2 protein-coding genes are annotated in these 1340 nt (G+C 68.8%); both read right to left on the bottom strand.

Annotation, left to right across the window (positions count from 1 at the left end):
- Positions 1-12 precede the first annotated feature (12 nt).
- Positions 13-384, bottom strand: coding sequence for a hypothetical protein (locus IG05_RS0140905; RefSeq protein ID WP_030349164.1), 372 nt, complete (start codon positions 382-384; stop codon positions 13-15).
- A 28-nt stretch (positions 385-412) separates the two neighbouring features.
- A complete protein-coding gene (locus tag IG05_RS0140900) occupies positions 413-1282 on the bottom strand; it encodes an IS5 family transposase (protein ID WP_030349163.1) in 870 nt (289 codons plus the stop codon).
- Positions 1283-1340: the final 58 nt, after the last annotated feature.

The raw sequence follows: 1340 nt of genomic DNA, 5'->3' as shown, positions 1-1340 counted from the left end.
CTAGGCCGTGTTTTAGAACTCGCTGACCTGCCTGGTTGGCCGTCCGGGGAAGTCGCGGGCGGCCAACCAGATGGTGAGGTCGCGGGCGATGTCGTTGATGCTGGTCGCCGTGGTGACCTCGTGCTCGTTGCGGGTGGTGTCACGGCGGACGATCTCGTAGCCGCCTTCATCGAGGACGGCCACGGAGGCGAACCAGACGGGGTCGTCCTCGTCGGGCTGGACGACCACGAAGCTGTTGTCGGAGTCGTTGAGGTCGCTGATCATCATGAACAACGCGTCCTCGGAGGGGTCGTCGATCCGGTCGCCGTTCTCGCTGTCGGCGCCGTAGTACTGAGCCCCCATCGTTGCCCCTCCCTCGCTGTCGACCCTGGTCGCGGTCAGCATGGCATGAGGAACCGACAGCTCAGGCCAGTCACAGCCATTCGCCGATCGCGGCGATCAGGACGGTGGCTTCGAAGCGGACGGCGAGCTTGTCGAACCGGGTGGCGACCGCGCGGTTGCGCTTGAGCCGGTTGATCCCGCACTCGACCGCGTGCCGGGCCTTGTAGTCCTCGCGATCGAAGACGGGAGGCCGCCCGCCGGCTTTCCCCCGCCGCTTGCGGTTGGCGGCCTGGTCGGCAGGCTCCGGGATCGTGCAGCGGATTCCGCGCTTTCGCAGGTAGGCCCGGTTGGCGCGGGAGGAGTACGCCTTGTCGCCCCGCACTCGCAGCGGCCGGACACGGGGGCGGCCCGGTCCGGTGCGGGGCACCCGGATGCCTTCCAGGACGGCGGCGAACTGAGGACTGTCACCTCGCTGGCCTGCGGTGACCAGTAGAGACAGCGGCCGTTGGCCTTGCTCGCAGGCCAGATGGATCTTCGTGGTGAAGCCTCCCCGTGATCGGCCCAGGCCGTGGTCCTCGGGCTCGATTTGGGTTCCGCCCGGCGGTTCCTTCTGGACCTGGCCGTCGCGGCGGGCGCCTGCGGCATGCTGATGGGCCCGGCAGATCGTGGAGTCGACGTTGACCTCCCACGTGATCAGCCCGTCCGCGTCCGCCCGGGCTTGCAGCCGGGTCAGCAGTTCGGGCCAGGTGCCGTCGCGTTGCCAGCGGCGAAAGAGTCCGTAGACCGTCTGCCACGGCCCGTACTGCGACGGCAGATCCCGCCACGGAGCACCGGTTCGCACCCGCCACCGGATCCCGTCGATCAGCTTCCGCCGGCCCAACGACGGCCGCCCCAGCACCGCGACCGGCAACAGCGGCTCCAGCACAGCCCACTGCCCGTCAGAAAGATCCCCTCGCCCCACACCGCGATCATCGCGATGCCGGACGAGGAGCAGAACCGACTTTCAAAACGCGGCCTAG

Origin of the sequence: Streptomyces sp. NRRL S-1022, assembly GCF_000720135.1 — a bacterium.
Taxonomy (GTDB): Bacteria; Actinomycetota; Actinomycetes; order Streptomycetales; family Streptomycetaceae; genus Streptomyces.
The sequence above is the reverse complement of the archived record's forward strand: the minus strand, read 5'-3'. Positions and strand labels throughout refer to the sequence as shown.

Coding starts and splice junctions, on each gene's coding strand:
- IG05_RS0140905 (WP_030349164.1), bottom strand. CDS start 384: ATGCTGACCGCGACCAGGGTCGACAGCGAGGGAGGGGCAACGATGGGG.